The sequence below is a fragment of the Pilosibacter rotomagensis genome (assembly GCF_045062245.2).
Classification (GTDB): Bacteria; Bacillota; Clostridia; order Lachnospirales; family Lachnospiraceae; genus Pilosibacter.
Genome location: NZ_CM170323.1, coordinates 2,793,846 through 2,813,709 on the forward strand (window position 1 = coordinate 2,793,846; position 19,864 = coordinate 2,813,709).

General features: G+C 45.2%; 21 protein-coding genes, 2 tRNA genes and 1 pseudogene. 22 read left to right on the forward strand and 2 right to left on the reverse strand.

From position 1 onward, the window contains the following. Positions 1 to 454: 454 nt before the first annotated feature. The 5 genes from ACI3EW_RS12490 to ACI3EW_RS12510 all read left to right on the forward strand — a co-directional run bounded on the left by ACI3EW_RS12490 (position 455) and on the right by ACI3EW_RS12510 (position 2,361). Positions 455 to 528, forward strand: a tRNA-Pro gene (locus tag ACI3EW_RS12490). 4 nt (positions 529 to 532) lie between these two features. Further along, positions 533 to 604: transfer RNA gene (locus tag ACI3EW_RS12495), tRNA-Glu, on the forward strand. Between the two features lie 441 nt (positions 605 to 1,045). Next, the gene (locus ACI3EW_RS12500) at positions 1,046 to 1,639 is read left to right on the forward strand and encodes a lactate utilization protein (RefSeq protein WP_118530562.1); all 594 of its coding nucleotides are present in this window, start codon (positions 1,046 to 1,048) and stop codon (positions 1,637 to 1,639) included. An 11-nt stretch (positions 1,640 to 1,650) separates the two neighbouring features. Then, positions 1,651 to 2,067 carry a CBS domain-containing protein gene (locus tag ACI3EW_RS12505; protein WP_118530560.1) on the forward strand — a complete coding sequence of 139 codons (417 nt, stop codon included), beginning with the start codon at positions 1,651 to 1,653 and terminating at the stop codon, positions 2,065 to 2,067. 123 nt (positions 2,068 to 2,190) lie between these two features. After that, a complete protein-coding gene (locus ACI3EW_RS12510) occupies positions 2,191 to 2,361 on the forward strand; it encodes a DUF1540 domain-containing protein (protein ID WP_021903995.1) in 171 nt (56 codons plus the stop codon). An 84-nt stretch (positions 2,362 to 2,445) separates the two neighbouring features. Here the strand turns inward: ACI3EW_RS12510 and ACI3EW_RS12515 are convergent. Further along, a pseudogene (locus ACI3EW_RS12515) lies at positions 2,446 to 2,673 on the reverse strand (manganese catalase family protein); the annotation flags it as partial. 228 nt (positions 2,674 to 2,901) lie between these two features. Between ACI3EW_RS12515 and ACI3EW_RS12520 the strand changes: the two are divergent. The 13 genes from ACI3EW_RS12520 to ACI3EW_RS12580 all read left to right on the forward strand — a co-directional run bounded on the left by ACI3EW_RS12520 (position 2,902) and on the right by ACI3EW_RS12580 (position 15,628). Next, positions 2,902 to 3,216: a YdcP family protein gene (locus ACI3EW_RS12520; protein ID WP_002578441.1), complete on the forward strand. Its 315-nt coding sequence runs from the start codon at positions 2,902 to 2,904 to the stop codon at positions 3,214 to 3,216. A gap of 21 nt (positions 3,217 to 3,237) precedes the next feature. Then, complete coding sequence (locus ACI3EW_RS12525) at positions 3,238 to 3,615, forward strand: YdcP family protein (protein ID WP_196342782.1); 378 nt, start codon at positions 3,238 to 3,240, stop codon at positions 3,613 to 3,615. Between the two features lie 38 nt (positions 3,616 to 3,653). Beyond that, complete coding sequence (locus ACI3EW_RS12530; protein WP_270437956.1) at positions 3,654 to 5,051, forward strand: FtsK/SpoIIIE domain-containing protein; 1,398 nt, start codon at positions 3,654 to 3,656, stop codon at positions 5,049 to 5,051. 193 nt (positions 5,052 to 5,244) lie between these two features. Continuing rightward, positions 5,245 to 6,426, forward strand: coding sequence for a MobT family relaxase (gene mobT / locus ACI3EW_RS12535; RefSeq protein WP_483880011.1), 1,182 nt, complete (start codon positions 5,245 to 5,247; stop codon positions 6,424 to 6,426). Between the two features lie 51 nt (positions 6,427 to 6,477). Next, positions 6,478 to 6,699: a hypothetical protein gene (locus ACI3EW_RS12540; RefSeq protein ID WP_002570387.1), complete on the forward strand. Its 222-nt coding sequence runs from the start codon at positions 6,478 to 6,480 to the stop codon at positions 6,697 to 6,699. 154 nt (positions 6,700 to 6,853) lie between these two features. After that, on the forward strand, positions 6,854 to 7,303 hold the full coding sequence (locus ACI3EW_RS12545) for a DUF6650 family protein (protein ID WP_270437959.1): 450 nt from the start codon (positions 6,854 to 6,856) through the stop codon (positions 7,301 to 7,303). A 96-nt stretch (positions 7,304 to 7,399) separates the two neighbouring features. Next, on the forward strand, positions 7,400 to 7,894 hold the full coding sequence (locus ACI3EW_RS12550; protein ID WP_405582206.1) for an antirestriction protein ArdA: 495 nt from the start codon (positions 7,400 to 7,402) through the stop codon (positions 7,892 to 7,894). 25 nt (positions 7,895 to 7,919) lie between these two features. After that, positions 7,920 to 8,408, forward strand: coding sequence for an antirestriction protein ArdA (locus ACI3EW_RS12555; RefSeq protein WP_055227448.1), 489 nt, complete (start codon positions 7,920 to 7,922; stop codon positions 8,406 to 8,408). 92 nt (positions 8,409 to 8,500) lie between these two features. Beyond that, the gene (locus tag ACI3EW_RS12560; RefSeq protein ID WP_005427021.1) at positions 8,501 to 8,893 is read left to right on the forward strand and encodes a conjugal transfer protein; all 393 of its coding nucleotides are present in this window, start codon (positions 8,501 to 8,503) and stop codon (positions 8,891 to 8,893) included. Continuing rightward, complete coding sequence (gene tcpF, locus ACI3EW_RS12565; RefSeq protein WP_270437966.1) at positions 8,877 to 11,330, forward strand: conjugal transfer ATPase TcpF; 2,454 nt, start codon at positions 8,877 to 8,879, stop codon at positions 11,328 to 11,330. The genes ACI3EW_RS12560 and tcpF overlap by 17 nt, the downstream gene beginning before the upstream one ends. After that, positions 11,327 to 13,702 (forward strand): CD3337/EF1877 family mobilome membrane protein, encoded by a 2,376-nt coding sequence (locus tag ACI3EW_RS12570; protein WP_318532650.1) that lies wholly within the window; start codon positions 11,327 to 11,329, stop codon positions 13,700 to 13,702. The genes tcpF and ACI3EW_RS12570 overlap by 4 nt, the downstream gene beginning before the upstream one ends. After that, positions 13,699 to 14,703: a bifunctional lytic transglycosylase/C40 family peptidase gene (locus ACI3EW_RS12575; RefSeq protein ID WP_405581652.1), complete on the forward strand. Its 1,005-nt coding sequence runs from the start codon at positions 13,699 to 13,701 to the stop codon at positions 14,701 to 14,703. Before ACI3EW_RS12570 ends, ACI3EW_RS12575 begins: the two co-directional genes overlap by 4 nt. Positions 14,704 to 14,719: 16 nt before the next feature. Then, positions 14,720 to 15,628, forward strand: a complete 909-nt coding sequence (locus ACI3EW_RS12580; RefSeq protein ID WP_270437968.1) for a conjugal transfer protein — start codon at positions 14,720 to 14,722, stop codon at positions 15,626 to 15,628. Positions 15,629 to 15,707: 79 nt separating this feature from the next. Here ACI3EW_RS12580 and ACI3EW_RS12585 read toward each other — a convergent pair whose 3' ends face one another. Beyond that, positions 15,708 to 16,064 carry a helix-turn-helix domain-containing protein gene (locus ACI3EW_RS12585; RefSeq protein ID WP_270437969.1) on the reverse strand — a complete coding sequence of 119 codons (357 nt, stop codon included), beginning with the start codon at positions 16,062 to 16,064 and terminating at the stop codon, positions 15,708 to 15,710. A gap of 341 nt (positions 16,065 to 16,405) precedes the next feature. On the opposite strand from ACI3EW_RS12585, the gene ACI3EW_RS12590 reads away from it, so the two are divergent. From ACI3EW_RS12590 to ACI3EW_RS12605, 4 genes are all read left to right on the forward strand, one after another. Beyond that, complete coding sequence (locus ACI3EW_RS12590; RefSeq protein WP_270437973.1) at positions 16,406 to 17,098, forward strand: response regulator transcription factor; 693 nt, start codon at positions 16,406 to 16,408, stop codon at positions 17,096 to 17,098. 6 nt (positions 17,099 to 17,104) lie between these two features. Next, complete coding sequence (locus ACI3EW_RS12595; RefSeq protein WP_118399154.1) at positions 17,105 to 18,022, forward strand: sensor histidine kinase; 918 nt, start codon at positions 17,105 to 17,107, stop codon at positions 18,020 to 18,022. Between the two features lie 137 nt (positions 18,023 to 18,159). Further along, on the forward strand, positions 18,160 to 19,086 hold the full coding sequence (locus tag ACI3EW_RS12600; RefSeq protein WP_173898283.1) for an ABC transporter ATP-binding protein: 927 nt from the start codon (positions 18,160 to 18,162) through the stop codon (positions 19,084 to 19,086). Next, entirely contained in the window at positions 19,079 to 19,864 is a 786-nt protein-coding gene (locus ACI3EW_RS12605) for an ABC transporter permease (protein ID WP_118399152.1), read from the forward strand. Before ACI3EW_RS12600 ends, ACI3EW_RS12605 begins: the two co-directional genes overlap by 8 nt.

The following is a 19,864-nucleotide window of genomic DNA, read 5'->3' on the forward strand; positions in this document are numbered from 1 at the left end:
CTCTTTTTGGGACTGCCGCAGGAGTAGAAATGCGGCAGTCTTTTTATTCATTCCGTCAATCGCTTGAAATACAGTTCTGTATAACAGACTGTACTGAAATATGATTCATGCATCTTCATATTGCTTGCATTTAGGATCTGCCGTCAGGGTCATAGTGTTCTTATCGATCTTTGAATTGAATTTTCATGTTTCTTTTCGATTTTTTTGGTTTCTGTGAACTTTCCGGACATTTTTCTTCCTGCTCGCAGCGCATGATTCCCATACCCATCGATTGCTGTTTTTCCTTATAAAATAAGGCTTTGTGAGGTTTTTCTTGATCCCGGAAGATTCGCCGAAAAAACTTTTTTTCAAAAAATTGAAATTTTTTCAAAAAAACGCTTGCATTTTTTTCAAGGTCATGCTATTATATACGAGTCGCTGGTGAACAGCACAAAACACAAAGCCTTAAAGACATCGAGGCGTGGCTCAGTTTGGTAGAGCGCTGCGTTCGGGACGCAGAGGTCGCAAGTTCGAATCTTGTCGCCTCGATTCCGGCCTGTTGGTCAAGCGGTCAAGACGACGCCCTCTCACGGCGTAAACCCGGGTTCGATTCCCGGACAGGTCATGAAGCTGTATGGAATTCCATACAGCTTCTTTTTTTATATCTATCATAGTTTTCATTAATACAAGAAAACCCCAGAGGTGGCAGCCTCTGGGGTTTTTGCGTCGCATGAGAAAAGTTCACCACATTTCTTAGCTGCCTACATCATATTCTATTTTTTTTAATGTCAATATGATATCAAAATCACCCATCCAAAGAACTCCAGGCAGGAACCTTTTTTTCATATACTATGACTCTTTTCGAATTTTTTCACAAATAATTCATGTTTTCTTCCCTCTTTTTGTTACAATTTATGCTATACTGTCTATAGATGAGTCATGGTGAAGTATCATGACTCTATTTACGCAAGAAAAAGCTGATCCGCTGCTTCTTTTGGACCGGTTTTTGCGCCACTGACCCGGCGGCGGCTGCCGCCTGTACCCGAAGGAGGAACATCGAGAACCTATGGATTACGCAGTATTAAAAAAGAACTTTGAAAACCATCGTTTTCATACATCATATTTCGAGACAAAGGAGGAAGCTGCCGCTTATCTGAGTAACCAGATCAAGGGCGAGAAGGTCGGCTTTGGCGGCTCTATCACCGCAAAAGAGATGAATCTCTTTGAGATCCTCGGAAAAGACAACGAAGTGATCTGGCACTGGGAACAGGGACCGGATGCAAGGATCAAGGCGAAAGATTCCACCGTATATATCCTGAGTGCCAACGCCGCTGCCGCGACCGGCCAGATCATCAACATCGACGGGACCGGAAACCGTCTTTCCGAGAGCTTATTTGGACCGAAACGAGTATACTATGTGATCGGGAAAAATAAAATCGCGCCGGATCTGTCCTCCGCAATGGATCGCGCGCGAAATATCGCCTGTCCAAAGAACGCGGCGCGTTTTAACAAGAAGACTCCTTGCGTCGTGTCCGATGACAAAAAGTGCTATGACTGCAACAGTCCGGAGAGGATCTGTAACGCGATCCTGATCTTAGAACGCCCCTGTACCGGAATGGAAGTTGAAATGGTATTTATCAATGAAGATCTTGGATATTAAAGGAGAGACACATGAATATTCTGTTTTTTCTGACACCAAAGAGTGATGTGGCATTTATCTATTCTGATGCGAACCTGAGAGAAGCGATCGACCTGATGGAAGCGCACCGCTACTCCGCCCTGCCGATCCTTACGAAACAAGGACGGTATGCCGGAACGCTGACGGAAGGTGATCTGCTCTGGTACATGAAGAGCCATATGAACCAGAGTTTAAAGGATATGGAGCTGATCTCCATCATGGAAGTAAAGCGCCGTCAGGACAACAGCCCGGTAAATGCCGGTGCGAAAATGGAAGATCTGCTGGACAAGGCGATGCAGCAGAACTTTGTCCCGGTACTCGATGACAATAAATCCTTTATCGGAATTATCACGAGACGTGATATCATGAAATATTTTTCCGGTTCCTATAAGAAAACAGGAAATGCTTAAGTTATTGGATTCCGGTTCAAATGGCTTTTTCCAGACTGTCGCATAAATTCCTGTCATTTTCTTCCAGCATCATTTTCTGCCGTCCGGTTATACTGATACCATCCCAGAAAAAGGTGGTGAGAAATGATGAATCAGGAAAAGAACGACAGCATCCAGTGCTCGATCCATAACTGCGTGCATCATGCGGAAAATGTGGATTACTGCACCTTAGACCGCATCCATGTAGGAACGCATGAGCTCAATCCTACAAAAAAGGAATGTACCGACTGTGATTCCTTCCAGTGCAAGATGTAGTCCTGTCTGACCCTTGACGAGAAAAGAGATCCCTTCCTCCCATAAATTTTATGGAAAAGGAACGGGATCTCTTTTTCTATTCTTCTACCGTGAATTTTCTGCCCTCACCGGTGCCGGATCGAAGCTCGGATTGAACGCATAGAAATTTCTGGAATCGAGCCGGTCCTGGAGGCCGCGGAGTGCTTCGCCGAAGCGCTGGAAATGGACGATCTCGCGTTTTCTGAGGAAACGGATCGGTTCGCAGACATCTGGATCCGTCACGACACGAAGGATGTTGTCGTAGGTGCTCCGGGCTTTCTGTTCTGGGGCGACCCTGTAAGTACAACATATACAAAAATATAGAGGGTAAAGCAGATATTCCGCCTTTCCAGTGTATCAATTCAGACGTTCAGAAATGAGCGTCTATTTTTTTACCCTAAAACCAGAAAGGACGTGATACCACGAAGAAATCACCACCGCCGGAGCGTTCCCCTCCGCTTCCAGACCGTAACCCGAAACCAACCATCAAACACAACATTCAGAAAGGACAGGTACATCTATATGGAATTAAAATTCGTTATCCCCAACATGGAAAAGACATTCGGCAACTTGGAGTTTGCCGGAGAAGACAAAACAGAACAGAGAAGAATCAACGGACGCATGGCGGTACTCTCTCGCAGCTTCAACCTTTATTCAGACGTACAGAGGGCGGATGATATTGTGGTTATCCTCCCTGCCGAAGCCGGAGAGAAACATTTTGATTTTGAGGAACGTGTGAAGCTCGTCAATCCCCGTATCACCGCAGAGGGCTATAAAATCGGCACAAGGGGCTTTACCAACTACATTTTGCACGCTGACGATATGGTAAAAGCGTAAGGAAAAGGAGGACATCAGACTATGAGATTAGCAAACGGAATCGTGATTGACAAGGAAGCAACTTTCGGGGCATTGAAATTTTCTGCCCTCCGCCGTGAGGTTCACCTCCAGAATGAAGACGGCTCGGTATCAGAAGAAATCAAGGAGCGTACCTATGACTTAAAATCCAGAGGACAGGGGCGTATGATTCAGGTTTCCATTCCTGCCAGCGTGCCATTAAAGGAATTTGATTACAATGCAGAGGTGGAAATCATCAATCCTGTGGCAGACACCGTGGCAACGGCTACCTTTCAGGGGGCAGAGGTGGACTGGTACATCAAGGCGGATGATATTGTCCTGAAAAAAGGGGCTGCCATGAATCCTCAGCCGCCGAAGAAAGACGCTCCCCCTGTAAAATAACAGGAATATAAGAAGAAAGCGAAAGGAGGATTATTCCCATGAAGCAGCTTTTCCCCCGTGGAAAACGTATCCGTCCCACGGATAAAGACCTTGTGTTCCATACTGCCCTTGCCACCCTGTTCCCTGTCTTCCTGCTGGTTGTCCTGCTGTTTCATATCCGGCAAATTGCCGGAACCAACTGGCAGGAAGTGTCCCTTTCCCAGATAGCACAGGACATAAATATCCCTTACCTGTTATTCAGCATGGGCGTGGCAGGGCTGGTGTGTCTTACAGCAGTTCTTCTGTTCTGGCGATACCGCAGGGATGAAGTAAAGCAGCTCATCCACCGCCAAAAGCTGGCAAGGATGGTGTTGGAAAACAAGTGGTATGAATCGGAGCAGAGAAAGGAAGACGCTTTTTTCAAGGACTTGTCTTCCAGCCGTTCCAAAGAAACCATCACTTATTTTCCCAAAATCTACTACCGGATGAAACAGGGCTTGCTCCATATCCGTGTGGAAATCACCTTGGGGAAATATCAGGAGCAGCTCTTACACTTGGAAAAAAAGCTGGAAAGCGGCTTGTACTGTGAGCTGACGGATAAGGAATTAAAGGATTCCTATGTGGAGTACACCCTGCTTTATGATACCATTGCCAACCGTATTTCCATTGAGGATGTACAGGCAAAGGACGGCAGGCTCCGTCTTATGGAAAATGTCTGGTGGGAGTATGACAAGCTCCCCCATATGCTCATTGCCGGAGGAACCGGCGGCGGAAAGACCTACTTTATCCTGACCCTCATTGAAGCCCTGCTCCGCACCAACGCCGTCCTGTTCGTGTTAGACCCGAAGAACGCCGACCTTGCGGATTTACAGGCGGTTATGCCGGATGTGTATTACAAAAAGGAAGATATGCTCGCCTGCATTGACCGTTTCTATGAAGAAATGATGAAACGCAGCGAAGACATGAAGCTCATGGAGAATTACCGGACAGGGGAAAACTATGCTTACTTGGGACTTCCGGCACATTTCCTTATCTTTGATGAATATGTGGCATTTATGGAAATGCTCGGCACAAAAGAAAATGCCGCCGTCCTCAACAAATTAAAGCAAATCGTTATGCTTGGACGGCAGGCAGGCTTCTTCCTGATTCTCGCCTGCCAGCGTCCAGACGCCAAGTATCTGGGGGACGGAATCCGTGACCAGTTTAATTTCCGTGTGGCTCTGGGGCGGATGTCGGAAATGGGCTATGGGATGATGTTCGGGGAAACCACAAAGGACTTCTTCCTAAAGCAGATAAAGGGGCGTGGCTATGTGGATGTGGGAACCAGCGTTATCTCGGAGTTTTACACGCCCCTTGTACCAAAAGGACACGATTTCCTCAAAGAAATAAAAAAACTGACAGACAGCAGGCAGGGAGTGCAGGCGGCGTGCGAAGCAAAAGCCGCAGAAACGGACTGACCTGCTGTGGTTGGTGTGCCGCAAGGCACGCCAGCATGAACCCCTCGTATCTAACAGAGGGGTACAAATCGACAGGCAACAATCAAACAACAGGGCAGAATCCCACGGTACACAAGGGATTTTCCCATATCCGGCGTGTGTCAACAAGGCTCTGAAAGTTGACATACGCTTTTTTAGACAGGAGGGATTTTCACTGAATGAAGAAACATGGGTACGGGACATCAAAGAAAAACGGGAAGTTTACGGTATCTCACAACAGAAACTTGCCCTAGCTGCCGGAATCACCCGCCCGTACCTGAGCGATATTGAAACGGGCAAGGCTCACCCATCCGAAGCATTACAGGAAACCATCACGGAAGCTCTGGAACGCTTCAATCCAGACAATCCCCTTGAAATGCTCTTTGACTATGTGCGGATTCGCTTCCCCACTACGGATGTGAAGCATATCGTGGAAGACGTGCTGCGGCTAAAACTCCCCTACTTTAGCCATGAAGACTACGGCTTTTACTCTTACACAGAGCATTACTATCTGGGTGATATTTTCGTTCTGGTATCACCGGAACTGGAAAAAGGGGTGCTGCTGGAACTGAAAGGGCGTGGCTGCCGCCAGTTTGAAAGCTATCTGCTGGCACAGGAACGGAGTTGGTATGAGTTTTTTATGGACGTTCTCATGGAGGACGGCGTGATGAAACGGCTTGACCTTGCCATCAATGACAAAACGGGAATCCTGAACATTCCCCATCTGACAGAGAAGTGCCGGCATGAGGAATGTATCTCGGTCTTCCGCAGCTTCAAAAGCTACCGCAGCGGCGAACTGGTACGGCGTGGGGAAAAAGAATGTATGGGGAACACCCTGTATATCGGCTCCCTCCAAAGTGAGGTGTACTTCTGCATTTATGAAAAAGACTATGAGCAGTACAAAAAGCACGATATTCCCATTGCGGACGCAGAGGTAAAGAACCGCTTTGAAATCCGGCTGAAAAATGAGCGTGCCTTTTATGCCATCCGTGACCTGTTAGAACATGACAATCCAGAACGGACAGCCTTTCAAATCATCAACCGCTATGTCCGGTTCGTGGACAGGGACGATACGAAGCCCCGTTCTGACTGGCGTATCAGTGAGGAATGGGCGTGGTTTATAGGGGAACATAGGGGAAGCCTGAAACTGACAACCAAACCGGAACCCTATTCCTTTGAACGTACCCTGCACTGGCTCTCCCATCAGGTAGCCCCCACGTTAAAACTGGCTCTCCGTCTGGATAAGCTGAACCACACCCAGATTGTCCATGACATTATCACCCATGCAAAGCTGACGGAGAAACACGAAAAAATCCTGAAGCAGCAAGCCGCCGCTGCAAAGGAGGTGGTGCTTTAACAGCGGCAATTTTAGAACCTAAGAAATCTTACAGGAAAGAAAGGAGCTTTTATGAATTTCGGACAGAATCTTTACAACTGGTTTTTATCCAACGCCCAGTCCCTTGTGCTGCTGGCAATCGTGGTGATTGGACTGTACCTAGGATTTAAGAGGGAATTTTCCAAACTTATCGGCTTTTTAGTAGTTTCCCTTGTAGCGGTCGGTCTGGTTTTCAATGCGGACGGTGTAAAGGACATCTTACTGGAACTGTTCAATAAGATTATCGGTGCATAGGAAACCCTTGTTACACTTCCGTTATGGAGCAAGCTCTGATTGCTTCATGGCGGAAGTCCACTAGGGGCTTGGGGAGCGTAACTCCCCAAAAACAAATTGTATCTATATTTTAAATGTGTTATAATTTCAAAAAATTAAGAAAGAGGTAATCACATTGAAATATAGAATAAATAGTATAAGTGTTCCTTTTGGTGGCATATCTTGGGAACAGTACACGACTGAAAAAGATAGAATTGAATATTTGTTTTTTTATTTAGAGTCAAAACGCATATTAACAAATCCGATTGAAATGGAATTACCAGACCAATGCGTACATTCAGTATTAGAAATAAAAGCTGAATTAGTTAATATAGCCAAAGACTTTGATTTTAGCTCTAATGTAAAAAAAGAACTACGTCAACTGATACAAACATGTAATAAATATCTGGATAATTTGAATAAACTCAATCTGCCACACATTATCTACAAAGAAAATGATAGATGGGCTGATTTGAATTTTGATTCAGCTATGAAACAGTTTCGAAGTGGATTTAAGAAATCCATTGAAAATCTGTCAAAAGAAACTAATGTGGTTGTAACTTTTACAATACCTGAAAAATGGTGATTTTATAGTGGATATATTTGAAACAGCTCATTCTTATTTGAATTAGCTGTTTTTTATATACCTTAAATCAGAAAGGATGTGATACCGATTGAAGAAATGAAAATCTACATCCTGAACACCACACGGCTTTACCATGAAGATTTTGAGGAATATCCTGGGGCATGGTTTTCCTGCCCTGTGGATTTTGAAGAAATCAGGGAACGTCTTGGGGTTCAGAGTGAGGAAGAAATCGAAATTGAAGACTATGAGCTGCCCTTTCCATTGGAGGGCAACACAAGGCTCTGGGAAATCAACGCCCTTTGCCGGATGATACAGGAAATGCAGGGAACGCCCCTCTATTATGAAATGGATGTGGTACAAAAGCGGTGGTTTCCCAGCTTTACGGAATTTATCGACCACAAAGACCAGATACGCTATTATCCGGTACAGGACGGGGAATCCCTCGCCCGTTATCTGGTGCAGGAGGTACAGCTATTTGGAGAAGTACATCCAGACCTGTTGAACCATATCGACTACGCTGCCATTGGTCGGGAACTGGAAACCAGCGAAAACTACCTGTTTACGGACAATGGTATCTTTTTTTACCGCTAAAAGGAGGTGGAGGAACTTGGAAGAAATGCGGATTTACATTGCCAACTTAGGCAAATACAATGAGGGCGAACTGGTAGGGGCATGGTTCACGCCGCCTGTGGATTTTGAGGAAGTCAAGGAACGTATCGGCTTGAATGATGAGTATGAGGAATACGCCATCCATGATTATGAGCTGCCCTTTGAGATTGACGAATATACCCCCATTGAGGAAGTCAACCGCCTGTGTGAAATGGTGGAGGACTTACCGGAGTACATTCAGGAGGAACTATCAGAGCTGCAATCCTACTTTGGCAGTATCGAAGAACTCTGTGAGCATGAAGACGATATTATCTGCCATTCCGGCTGTGACGATATGGCGGATGTGGCTCGCTGCTATCTGGAAGAAAGCGGACAGCTTGGAGAACTTCCGGCACACTTACAAAACTATATCGACTATGCAGCCTATGGGCGTGACATGGAATTGGAGGGAACCTTTGTTGTCACGAACCACGGCGTATATGAAATCTTACGGTAGACCCGTCTGTATCTCTTTCAGGAAATACAGGCGGATTTTTTATTCAGGGGCGGCTCTTTTGCTGTCCCCATCTTTTAGAAAGGACGGACAACATGAAGAAAATACGAAGCTATACCAGTATCTGGTCGGTGGAAAAGGTACTCTATTCCATCAATGATTTTAAGCTGCCATTCCCCATCACGTTCACACAGATGGCGTGGTTCGTGGTATCGGTGTTTGCAGTTATGCTCTTGGGGAACCTCCCTCCCCTTTCGTTCATTGACGGGGCATTTTTGAAATATTTCGGCGTACCCTTTGCCCTCACTTGGTTCATGTGCCAGAAGACCTTTGACGGGAAAAAGCCTTACGGCTTCCTGAAATCCGTACTGGCATATCTGGTACGCCCGAAACTGACCTATGCAGGAAAGCCCGTGAAGCTGGAAAAGGAATATCCGGCACAGCCCATCACGGCAGTAAGGAGTGATATTTATGGCATATCCGATTAAGTATATCGAAAATAACCTTGTGTTCAACCATGACGGGGAGTGCTTCGCTTACTATGAGCTGCTTCCCTATAACTATTCCTTTTTAAGCCCTGAACAGAAATATCAGGTACACGATTCGTTCCGGCAGCTTATCGCCCAGAACAGGGACGGGAAGATTCACGCCCTGCAAATCAGCACCGAATCCAGCATACGGGCAGCACAGGAACGCTCCAAACAAGAAGTGACAGGCAAGTTAAAGGACGTTGCCTGTACAAAGATTGACGCACAGACCGAAGCCCTGATTTCCATGATAGGGGAAAATCAGGTGGACTACCGCTTTTTTATCGGCTTCAAGCTGCTTGTCAATGAGCAGGAAGTCACCATGAAGCAGTTTCGCAGGGAAGCAAAGACCGCTGTTTCCGATTTCCTCCATGAAGTCAACCACAAACTCATGGGGGATTTTGTTTCCATGAGCAATGAAGAAATCTGGCGGTTTCAGAAGATGGAAAAGCTGCTGGAAAGTAAAATCTCACGCCGCTTCAAAGTCCGGCGGCTTAACAAGGACGATTTTGGCTATCTGATTGAGCATTTATACGGGCAGACCGGAACCGCCTACGAAGATTATGAGTATTACCTGCCGAAGAAACGGTTTCAGGAGGAAACGCTGGTGAAATACTATGACCTTATCAAACCCACCCGTTGTCTGATAGAGGAAAACCAGCGGTATCTGAAAATCGAACAGGAAGACGGGACAGTGTATGCCGCCTACTTCACCATCAACAGCATTGTGGGGGAACTGGACTTCCCATCCTCGGAAATCTTTTACTATCAGCAGCAGCAATTTACCTTTCCCATTGATACCTCTATGAATGTAGAGATTGTGACAAACCGGAAAGCCCTCTCCACGGTGCGGAACAAGAAAAAAGAGCTGAAAGATTTGGACAACCACGCATGGCAGAATGACAGTGAAACCAGCACAAACGTGGTGGACGCTTTAGACAGCGTAAATGAGCTGGAATCCACCTTAGACCAGAGCAAGGAATCCATGTATAAGCTGTCCTATGTGGTGCGTGTGACAGCTCCCGACTTGGAAGAACTGAAACGCCGCTGCAATGAGGTGAAAGATTTTTATGACGATTTGAACGTGAAGCTGGTTCGCCCCTTTGGGGATATGCTGGGGCTGCATGGGGAATTTCTCCCTGCCAGCAAGCGGTATCTGAACGATTACATCCAGTATGTCACCAGCGACTTCCTCGCTGGTCTTGGCTTCGGGGCAACCCAGATGTTAGGGGAATCGGAGGGTATTTATATCGGGTACAGCCTTGATACAGGAAGAAACGTGTACTTAAAGCCTGCCCTTGCCAGTCAAGGAGTGAAAGGCTCCGTCACCAACGCCCTTGCTGCCGCTTTTGTCGGCTCCCTCGGCGGTGGAAAATCATTCAGCAACAACATGATAGTCTATTATTCCGTATTATTTGGGGCACAGGCACTCATTGTTGACCCGAAAGCGGAACGGGGACGCTGGAAAGAAACCCTGCCGGAAATCGCCCATGAAATCAATATCGTAAATCTGACCTCAGAGGAACAGAACAGGGGCTTGCTCGACCCCTATGTGATTATGGAGAACCCAAAGGATTCCGAATCACTGGCAATCGACATCCTGACCTTTTTAACAGGCATTTCCAGCCGTGATGGGGAAAAGTTCCCTGTTCTTCGGAAAGCCATCCGTGCAGTAACAAACAGTGAGGAACGGGGGCTTTTCAAGGTGATTGAAGAGCTTCGGGCGGAGGGAACCGCCATCAGCACCAGCATAGCCGACCATATCGAATCCTTTACGGACTATGACTTTGCACACCTGCTCTTTTCGGATGGGGATGTCACACAGTCCATCAGCCTTGAAAAGCAGCTCAATATCATTCAGGTGGCGGATTTGGTGCTGCCGGATAAGGAAACTTCGTTTGAAGAATACACCACAATGGAGCTGCTTTCCGTGGCAATGCTCATTGTAATCAGTACCTTTGCCCTCGACTTCATCCATACCGACCGCAGCGTGTTTAAGATTGTGGATTTGGATGAAGCATGGAGCTTCTTACAGGTGGCACAGGGCAAGACCCTCTCTATGAAGCTGGTTCGTGCCGGACGTGCCATGAACGCAGGCGTTTACTTTGTGACACAGAACACGGACGATTTGCTGGATGAAAAGCTGAAAAATAATCTGGGCTTAAAGTTTGCGTTCCGTTCCACAGACATCAACGAAATCAAGAAGACCCTCGCCTTTTTCGGGGTGGATTCCGAAGATGAAAACAACCAGAAGCGGCTACGTGACTTGGAAAACGGACAGTGCCTTATCAGCGATTTGTACGGACGTGTGGGCGTGATACAGTTCCATCCTATCTTTGAAGACCTGTTCCATGCCTTTGATACCAGACCGCCCGTAAGAAAAGAGGTGGAGGAATGAAGATAAGAAAGCCCATCCAGCAGGGGACAGCTCTTGTCCCTTGCCGGACAAAGGGAGAAAACTCTTTTAAAAAAATCGGGAGTATAGCAGGAAAAGTGCTTCTGGCACTCCTGCTCATCCTCCTACTGCTGGCAGTCTTCGGCACAGCCGCCCACGCTGCCGGACTGGTGGATGATACGGTGGACGCTGCCAACGAATACAGCAAATATCCTCTGGACAACTACCAGCTTGATTTTTATGTGGACAGCGGATGGGACTGGCTCCCGTGGAACTGGCTGGACGGTATCGGAAAACAGGTGATGTACGGGCTGTATGCCATCACAAATTTTATCTGGACAATCAGCCTGTACCTTTCCAACGCCACGGGGTATCTGATTCAGGAAGCCTACTCGCTGGACTTCATTTCCTCTACGGCGGATTCCATTGGGAAAAATATGCAGACCCTTGCAGGCGTTACCACAGGCGGCTTGTCCTCGGAGGGATTTTATATCGGGTTCCTGCTGATTCTCATTCTGGTGGTGGGGCTTTATGTTGCCTACACAGGGCTTATCAAACGGGAAACCACAAAAACCATCCATGCCGTTGTGAATTTCGTGGTGGTGTTCGTGCTGTCCGCTGCCTTTATCGCTTATGCTCCTGATTATATCGGGAAAATCAATGAATTTTCCGCAGACATCAGCAATGCCAGCCTGACCCTTGGTACAAAGATTGTGCTGCCGAACTCGGAAAGCCAGGGAAAAGACAGCGTGGATTTGATACGGGACAGCCTGTTTTCCATACAGGTCAAGCAGCCGTGGCTCCTGCTGCAATACGGCAACTCGGATGTGGAAAGCCTTGGGGCTGACCGTGTGGAACGCCTGCTCTCAACCAGCCCAGACGAAAACAACGGGCAGGACAGGGAAGAAATCGTAGTGGAGGAAATCGAAGACAGGGAAAACACCAACCTTACCATCACAAAGACCATCAACCGCTTGGGAACCGTCTTCTTCCTGTTCATGTTCAATATCGGTATCTCCATTTTTGTATTCCTGCTCACAGGGATAATGATTTTCTCACAGGTACTTTTTATTATCTACGCCATGTTCCTGCCTGTGAGCTTCCTCCTTAGCATGGTTCCCTCTTTTGAGGGGATGTCCAAACGTGCCATTACAAAACTGTTCAATACCATCCTTACCAGAGCCGGAATCACCCTGATTATCACGGTAGCGTTCAGCATTTCCACCATGCTCTACAACCTGTCTGGGGACTATCCGTTCTTCCTGACGGCGTTCTTGCAGATAGTGACCTTTGCCGGAATTTATTTCAAGCTGGGGGATTTGATGGGGATGTTCTCCTTACAGAGTGGGGATTCCCAAAGCATGGGGAGCCGTATCATGCGAAGACCCCGTATGCTCATGCACGCCCATATGCACCGTTTACAGCATAAGTTGGGACGTTCTGTGGCAGCTCTTGGGGCTGGAACGGCTGCCTACCACGCAGGGAAGCAGGCTGGCTCAGACCAGAGAACTGCTTCAACATCTGGTTCTTCCAAACGGACACAGGCAGACCACAGCAGACCAGACGGGCAGGCAGCACCGGAAAAGGAATCTGCGTGGAAACGGGCTGGCTCTGCGGTAGGTGCGGTGGCAGATACCAAAGATAAGATAGCCGATACTGCCGGACAGCTTCGGGAGCAGGCAAAGGATTTGCCTGTCAATGCAAAGTACGCCCTTTACCACGGGAAAACACAGGTATCAGAGGGAGTACGGGACTTTACTTCCAGCGTGACCCAGACCCGAACTGCCAGAGCCGAACAGCGGAACGCACAGGCAGAAAGCCGCAGACAGACCATTGCAGAACGCAGGGCGGAACTGGAACAGGCAAAACAGCCGCAACAGACAGCTTCCGAATCCCCCAAAGGGGCGTCTCCCGTCCATGAACGCCCTGTTACTGCAAAGCAGCCGGAAGATTTCCAAAACCATGCAGATACCACTCATACAGGAAAACCAGCCATACAGCCAGCTTCCCCATCCATCAGGGAACGGGGACAGGTTCCTTATGGGGGAACTGTGGCAGAACGGGCTTCGGTTCCGGTGGTAAAAGCGGCTTCCATCCACCATAAACAGATACCGCCTGTAAGGGCAGAACGCCAGATAGTCCCATCTGCTTCCCCAGACAAACCAGAGGAAAGACAAAAGGCAACTACTACACCTGCTGCTCCCCGTCCGGCAAGACCTGTCCAGAACGATACGGCTCCTGTGATATCGGAAAGAAAACGGGCTGCCCCTGTGGTAAAAGAATCGAACTTTACCATCCGGCGTACCACCGCCAGAAAGGAGTGGACAAAAACGATAACAGCGGCTTCCAAACAGAAGAAAGGGGAGAAACCATGAAGTTAAGACACCTTTTCTTCGCCTGTTCCGGCGTGTTCGTGATGATGTTCTCCCTGCTCCTTTTGGTGGTGATTGTTTTCTCGGATGAGGAAGACGGAGGAAGCGGCGGAAATCTTATCTATGGGGGCGTGAGCGTATCACAGGAAGTCCTCGCCCATAAACCTATGCTGGAAAAGTATGCAAGGGAATATGACATAGAGGAATACTTAAACGTGCTGCTCGCCATCATTCAGGTGGAATCCGGCGGCACACTGGAAGACGTTATGCAGTCCTCGGAATCTCTGGGTCTTCCCCCGAACTCCCTTAGTACAGAGGAATCCATCAAACAGGGCTGCAAGTATTTCTCGGAACTGCTCGCAGCGGCAGAAACAAAGGGCTGTGACTTAAACAGCATGATTCAATCCTATAATTACGGCGGCGGTTTCCTAGACTATGTGGCAGGACACGGAAAAAAATACACCTTTGAACTGGCAGAGAGCTTCGCAAGGGACAAATCCGGCGGAAAGAAAGTCACCTACACTAACCCTGTTGCGGTAGAGAAAAACGGGGGCTGGCGGTATTCCTACGGGAATATGTTCTATGTCCTATTGGTATCGCAATATCTGACCGTGGCACAGTTTGATGATGAAACGGTGCAGGCTATCATGGAGGAAGCCTTAAAGTATGAGGGCTGGACGTATGTGTACGGGGGTGATTCCCCCTCCACTTCCTTTGACTGTTCGGGACTGGTGCAGTGGTGCTATGGCAAGGCAGGAATCGCTCTGCCACGGACAGCACAGGAACAGTACAATGTAACGCAGCACATCCCCCTGTCCGAAGCAAAAGCAGGGGATTTGGTCTTTTTCCACTCCACCTACAACGCCGGAACCTACATCACCCATGTGGGACTGTATGTGGGAAATAATCGGATGTACCATGCCGGAAATCCCATTGGTTACGCAGACCTGACAGGCTCCTACTGGCAACAGCACCTTGCCGGAGCCGGACGAATCAAACAATAAGAAAGGATGAACCGATATGATTCAGATTAGAAAAGAGGATAACCAGAAAAAGCAGAAAGAAAAGAAACTGAAAGTCTACAAAGTCAATACCCATAAAAAAACCGTGATTGCCCTGTGGGTGCTGCTGGCAGTGAGCTTCCTGTTTGCTGTCTATAAGAATTTCACGGCGATAGACATTCATACTGTCCATGAAACCAAAGTGATTGAGGAAACCATCCTCGACACCCACAAGATAGAAAACTTTGTGGAGAATTTCGCAGAAGTCTACTATTCATGGGAACAGTCCGCTGCTTCCATTGATAACCGGACAAACGCTTTAAAAGGCTATCTCACCGGAGAACTACAAGCCCTGAATGTAGATACTGTCCGAAAAGACATCCCCGTATCGTCTGCCCTGACCGATTTTCAGATATGGGAAATCACAGAAGAAAAGGAGCAGCACTATCAAGTGACCTATACGGTGGAACAGCGTATCACAGAGGGGGAATCCAGTAAAAACGTCCGTTCCGCCTATCAGGTGACGGTCTATGTGGACGGCTCTGGAAACCTGACGATTATCCAGAACCCAACCATCACCAGCGTTCCCATAAAATCCGGCTACACCCCAAAAGCAGTACAAAGTGACGGTACGGTGGATTCCATCACCACGGAGGAAATCAACGAATTTCTCACTACCTTTTTCAAGCTGTACCCTACGGCAACCGCAAAGGAGCTGACCTATTATGTAAATGAGGGTGTGCTGAAACCTGTGGGAAAAGAATATATCTTCTCAGAACTGGTAAATCCGGTCTACAACCGAAACGGAAATCAGGTGACAGCTTCCCTTGCAGTGAAATATCTAGATAACCAGACCATGACAACACAGGTATCACAGTTTGACCTTGTGCTGGAAAAGAACGGAGAAAACTGGAAGATTGTGAAATAGAGCTATATACAGCAGAAGACACATTGTATTTCTTGAAAGATTACAATGTGTCTTCTCGTTAAAATTCTGTTCTGGACATTTACCTGTCCTCTGTTTCGACTTCGGCTATCTCTTTTGCTGTGGCAGTGACTACCCGTATTCCTTTCTCGCTCATACTATCAAGCAATGTATCAAGCTGCCTACGTTGTGTATCTTTTTCCGCCGATTTATCTGGGAAAAAGAATTGGTCTACAGATATATCATAACGTGTTACAAGCTCATAAAAAATTTGTAAACTAGGCTGTTGCCCTTTATTTTCAATATTAGCAAGATAACGTGGTGAGATATACATTTCATCACTTACTTTTTTGCGGCTCTCTTTTCGTTCGGTTCTCGCTGCTTTGATAGCTTGTCCAAAAGCCTTAAAATCATATTTTGCTACTGGTCTTTTTGCCATATTTATTCACCCACTTGCATTTTACTGTTCCTCTCACTGTCTGAATACGTCTACACAGTTCCTATTTATAGCCATAATAATTCATATGCTTGCACTTGCTATTATTCGTATGTACGACTATAATTATACTGATATGATTTATAGAAAGGACTTGGGTGTTATGGAATATATGTCTTGCCCCGAAGCAGCGAAGAAATGGGGGATTTCTGAACGGCGTGTACAGATACTATGCAGAGAGAACCGCATACAAGGTGTTTCAAAACTTGGGTATATGTGGCTGATACCAAAAGACGCAGAAAAACCTATTGATGGAAGAACAAAGCAAGGAAGGAAGTTGCACTATGAATAAAATTTTAATTATAGATGATGATAAAGAACTTTGTGTGCTGATTAAACGAAGTGTTTTATCGGAAGATATAGAAGCTGATTTTTGTAATACAGGAAAAGAGGGCTTGCAAAAATTAAAAGAAAAAGAATATCAACTTGTAATATTGGATGTTATGATGCCTGGTATGGATGGCTTTGAAACGATGAAAGAAATCAGAAAAGAAAACAGTTTGCCGATTTTGATGTTTACATCTAAAAATGACAATGCTTCCAAAGTATGCGGCTTACGTGCAGGAGCCGATGATTATTTGACAAAGCCTTTTGATATGGACGAATTGATAGCCCGTATTATTTCTCTTATACGCCGTTATACCCGTTTCAATCAATCAGACGGTATGACACAGAAGCTTGAATTTGACGGATTGCATATAGACATTGAAAATCGCTCTATTACTACGGAAAACGGAACATTTGAACTGCCACCAAAGGAATTTGACTTGCTTTTATACTGTGCGAAACACCAAGGAAAAATTTTGACAAAGCAACAGATTTATGAGGAAGTATGGGGGGAAGAATATTTTTATGATGACAGTAACATTATGGCGATTATCAGCCGGCTTCGTAAAAAATTAGAAGTTGATTCAGGAAACCCCAAATACATTCAGACTATTAAAGGGATTGGCTATCGTTTTAATAAGGAGGTTTGATTTTCCATGGAAGCGATTATTTTTCTATCAATCATTATTGCACTTTTTTCTATTTTTATTTCCTACCTTGTTATCCGGCGTGTCAAAAAGCAGATAGCAGAAATAACAGACGCATTGGCTGATGTAAAAAATGGGAATGGAAACAGGCGGATTTTATCAGCAACAAATGAACTGGTAGCTCCTCTTGCCTATGAAATCAATGAAATTATTGTGTCTTATGAGAAAAGGCTATCTGCTATCCGGCAGACAGAAGAAACAAATCGGCAGCTTATGACAAGCCTTTCCCATGATGTTCGGACGCCACTTACAACGCTTATTGGGTATCTTGACGCCGCACATAAAGGAATTGTTACAGGAAAAGACAAAGACGACTATATTGAAACTGCCCGCCGCAAAGCTCACGATTTGAAAGAATATATAGATGTTCTTTTTGACTGGTTCAAATTAAACTCTAATGAGTTTGTTATGGATATAAATACTATTGAAGCTGCGGAACTAACACGAAATATCTTGATTGACTGGATACCCATATTTGAAGATAAGCAAATAGATTACAACATTGATATTCCCGAACAGCCTTTTCATGTAAAACTTGATATGGATGGCTATATGCGAATATTGAACAATCTTATTCAGAATGTAATTTCTCATAGTCATGCGGATAAAATAGAAATAATCCTGTCAAAGCAGGAAAAAAATATGCAAATCCGATTATCAGATAATGGAATAGGCATTGAAAAAGAAGATTTGAAGCATATTTTTGAGCGACTTTATAAATGCGATAAAGGTCGTTCTGAAAAAGGCAGTGGTCTTGGACTGTCTATTACTCACCAACTCGTAGAAAAAATGAATGGTACAATAACAGCAAAAAGTGTGCATGGAAAAGGAACTGAATTTATTTTGCTTTTTCCTTTGGTAGATTAAGGCTTTTCTGTCTTTATGGCAGGAGCCTTAATTGCTTTCAGAAGCTGTACTTGAAATTGCAAGGTTAATGCAAGGTTGCGGCAAGGTTAATGCAAGATTGGAGTGATAAAATACTTTACAGAACAGGAGGTTTGAATATGGACAAAAATTATATCATTGAAACAAAAAATCTTACAAAGCAGTACGGCTCACAAAAGAGTGTCGCTGACTTAAATATCCATGTACAGAGAGGAAGAATTTACGGACTGCTTGGAAGAAACGGAGCCGGAAAAACAACCACTATGAAAATGCTTCTTGGATTGACAAAGCCTACTTCTGGTGAAGTTAAAATATGGGGAAAGCCTTTACAGGAAAATGAAAAGAAACTCTTACCCCGTATCGGTAGCTTGATTGAGTCCCCAGGTTTTTACCCTAATCTGACAGCTACAGAAAATTTGCGTATCTTTGCAGCTTTACGAGGTGTGCCAAATAACCATGCGATTAAAGACGCTTTAGATTTAGTAGGACTGCCTTATAAGGACAAAAAACTATTTTCTCAATATTCACTTGGTATGAAACAACGTCTTGCTATTGCACTTGCTGTTATGCACGACCCAGAACTTTTAATTTTAGATGAGCCTATCAATGGGCTTGACCCGATTGGAATTGCAGAAGTTCGTTCTTTTATTCGTGAACTTTGTGACGCAAGAGGAAAAACAATTTTAATTTCCAGTCATATTCTTTCAGAAATTTCGCTACTGGCTGATGATATTGGAATTATCGACCACGGCATACTATTGGAAGAAGAAAGTCTTTCAGAACTAGAACAAAAAAGCAGTAAACATATTCGTTTTACTCTTTCTGATACTGCACAGGCAGCAAGAATTTTAGAACGTACTTTCCACGAAAGCCATTTTTCTATACAGGACGACCATAACTTACGCCTGCATAACCTTGACTTATCCGTAGGAAAAATTGTAACTGCCTTTGTAGAAAATGGCTTGGAAGTATCAGAAGCGCATACCTGCGAAGAAAGCCTTGAAGATTACTTCAAGCGAGTGACGGGAGGCGAGGGAATTGCTTAAACTAATAAAGTGTGAATTTTTGAAATTAAAACGGAAAAAATTTATTCCACTGATTATCTTATCAGCTTTTATGTTCCCTATCCCACTGACTTATTTAATGACAACTCCCTCTATGATGGAGCGATACACAGATAAAGCAGACGCATTTGATGGACTTTTTAATATGGTACTTGGGTACGGAATACAATTTTTACTTCCTTGTATTATTGGTGTCATTGCAGCTATGTTGTTTTTTATGGAACGAGACAATGATACATTCAAAAATTTGCGTACTATTCCTGTAACCAGTACCCAAATGGTACTTGCTAAGATTTTTGTACTATTTCTATTTGGAATTATCTTTTGCGTTGCGTCCACTATTGCGACAATTCTTTGTGGTTTTGGAACATTGGAAGTTTATGGACTTGGTTACAAATTATTTTTAGCCATTGAAACAGGAATTTTTATTACAGCAGGTACATTGCCGCTGATTGTGCTTGTAGTCTTTTTTAGTAAGACCTATGTATTTTCAATTTTGCTATGTGTTTTTTATAGTGTATTGAATATGAGTGCAACCGCATTGTTTGACGCACTTCCAAAAACAATATTGTGGTTCCTACCTACACCATTAACTACATTTTGGAGTGCTGGAGATATGGCAGCGCATGGAATAAAAATGGACTTGGAACAAATGACAGGACTTATCCCCTCAACATTTCAAGTTGTAATGATACTTGGAATTATGGCGATTATTTCATTTGGGTTGATTGACCGATTATACAAACAAAGGGGGGAATAA

Coding starts and splice junctions, on each gene's coding strand:
- ACI3EW_RS12500 (WP_118530562.1), top strand. CDS start 1,046: ATGGATTACGCAGTATTAAAAAAGAACTTTGAAAACCATCGTTTTCAT.
- ACI3EW_RS12505 (WP_118530560.1), top strand. CDS start 1,651: ATGAATATTCTGTTTTTTCTGACACCAAAGAGTGATGTGGCATTTATC.
- ACI3EW_RS12510 (WP_021903995.1), top strand. CDS start 2,191: ATGATGAATCAGGAAAAGAACGACAGCATCCAGTGCTCGATCCATAAC.
- ACI3EW_RS12520 (WP_002578441.1), top strand. CDS start 2,902: ATGGAATTAAAATTCGTTATCCCCAACATGGAAAAGACATTCGGCAAC.
- ACI3EW_RS12525 (WP_196342782.1), top strand. CDS start 3,238: ATGAGATTAGCAAACGGAATCGTGATTGACAAGGAAGCAACTTTCGGG.
- ACI3EW_RS12530 (WP_270437956.1), top strand. CDS start 3,654: ATGAAGCAGCTTTTCCCCCGTGGAAAACGTATCCGTCCCACGGATAAA.
- ACI3EW_RS12540 (WP_002570387.1), top strand. CDS start 6,478: ATGAATTTCGGACAGAATCTTTACAACTGGTTTTTATCCAACGCCCAG.
- ACI3EW_RS12550 (WP_405582206.1), top strand. CDS start 7,400: ATGAAAATCTACATCCTGAACACCACACGGCTTTACCATGAAGATTTT.
- ACI3EW_RS12555 (WP_055227448.1), top strand. CDS start 7,920: ATGCGGATTTACATTGCCAACTTAGGCAAATACAATGAGGGCGAACTG.
- ACI3EW_RS12560 (WP_005427021.1), top strand. CDS start 8,501: ATGAAGAAAATACGAAGCTATACCAGTATCTGGTCGGTGGAAAAGGTA.
- tcpF (WP_270437966.1), top strand. CDS start 8,877: ATGGCATATCCGATTAAGTATATCGAAAATAACCTTGTGTTCAACCAT.
- ACI3EW_RS12570 (WP_318532650.1), top strand. CDS start 11,327: ATGAAGATAAGAAAGCCCATCCAGCAGGGGACAGCTCTTGTCCCTTGC.
- ACI3EW_RS12575 (WP_405581652.1), top strand. CDS start 13,699: ATGAAGTTAAGACACCTTTTCTTCGCCTGTTCCGGCGTGTTCGTGATG.
- ACI3EW_RS12580 (WP_270437968.1), top strand. CDS start 14,720: ATGATTCAGATTAGAAAAGAGGATAACCAGAAAAAGCAGAAAGAAAAG.
- ACI3EW_RS12585 (WP_270437969.1), bottom strand. CDS start 16,064: ATGGCAAAAAGACCAGTAGCAAAATATGATTTTAAGGCTTTTGGACAA.
- ACI3EW_RS12590 (WP_270437973.1), top strand. CDS start 16,406: ATGAATAAAATTTTAATTATAGATGATGATAAAGAACTTTGTGTGCTG.
- ACI3EW_RS12595 (WP_118399154.1), top strand. CDS start 17,105: ATGGAAGCGATTATTTTTCTATCAATCATTATTGCACTTTTTTCTATT.
- ACI3EW_RS12600 (WP_173898283.1), top strand. CDS start 18,160: ATGGACAAAAATTATATCATTGAAACAAAAAATCTTACAAAGCAGTAC.